The sequence below is a fragment of the Streptomyces anandii JCM 4720 genome, from assembly GCF_014650655.1.
GTDB classification, from domain to species: Bacteria; Actinomycetota; Actinomycetes; order Streptomycetales; family Streptomycetaceae; genus Streptomyces; species Streptomyces anandii.
In genome coordinates, this window is sequence record NZ_BMVJ01000090.1 from 1 (window position 1) to 1,081 (window position 1,081).

The window sequence follows — 1,081 nt, forward strand, 5'->3', positions numbered from 1 at the left end:
TGTACCCGGTCATGACTTTGGTGACAGTCGGGTGATCGGTGGCTGGCCGCCGAGCGCAGTGTGTCGGCGGCCAGTGTTGTAGAAGTGCAGCCAGGGCGCGAGTGCGTCGGCGCGTTCGGTGTTGCTGGCAAAGACCTGGTGGTAGGCCCACTCGGCTTGCAGAGTCCGGTTGAAGCGTTCCACCTTGCCGTTGGTCCAGGGGCAGTGGGGACGGGTGAACTTCTGCTTGGCGCCCAGGGCTTGGCAGGCGTCGCGGAATGCGCCGGAGGTGCGGTAGTTCCTGGCGTTGTCGGTCATCACGCGCTCGATGCGGGCGATGCCGTGCCCGGCGAAGAACGCGGCCGCACGGGTGATGAAGGCCGCGCAGGTGGTGCCCTTCTCGTCGGCCAGGATCTCGGCATAGGCCAGGCGGGAGTGATCGTCGACCGCGGCGTGCACGTAGTCGTAGCCGATGCCCCGGCCCCGGACGTCCTCGCTGCGGCCGTGGGCCCGCCAGCCACCGCCGTCGGGGATCTTCCCGAGCTTCTTGACGTCCAGGTGGACCAAGCCGCCGGGCTGGTTGTACTCGTAGCGTGCGGCGCTGGTGCGCACCGCCCGGATCACCTGTCCGGTCAGAGGGTCGCAGGCCGCCAGGGGCGGCATGTGGTGGCGGCGCAGGATCCGGCTCACCGTCCGGGCCGGGACCTGGGTGGCCTCAGCAATCTGCTCGGGTCCCCGGCGCAGGCGTCGGCGGGCCTCAAGGACGCGCTGCTCAACCTCGGCCGGGGTGCGACGTGGGCAGGTGTGGGGGCGGCTCGAGCGGTCGTGCAGCCCCGGCCAGCCGTGGGCACGGTAGCGGTTGACCCAGCGATGAGCGCATTGCCGGGAGACGCCCAGTTCCTTGGCGACGTGCGCGACCGGACGCCGGTCGAAGACGACGCGACGCACCAGCAGGCATCTGCCGTGAAAGGTCAGCCGGGCATTAGCGTGGGCCACCAGGACCTCCGAGGTGAGTGAAGACGGCAATCTCCACTACGCCCGGAGGTCCCTTCATGATCAACAACCGGTAGCGGGCGTGTCACCAACCTCCCGGCCGAGTACA

1 protein-coding gene is annotated in these 1,081 nt (G+C 69.3%); it reads right to left on the minus strand.

All coding sequences use genetic code 11. The annotated features are described in order from the left end of the window. Positions 1 to 9: 9 nt before the first annotated feature. Positions 10 to 975, minus strand: coding sequence for an IS481 family transposase (locus IE249_RS35430; RefSeq protein ID WP_189711629.1), 966 nt, complete (start codon positions 973 to 975; stop codon positions 10 to 12). Between the last annotated feature and the right edge of the window lie 106 nt (positions 976 to 1,081).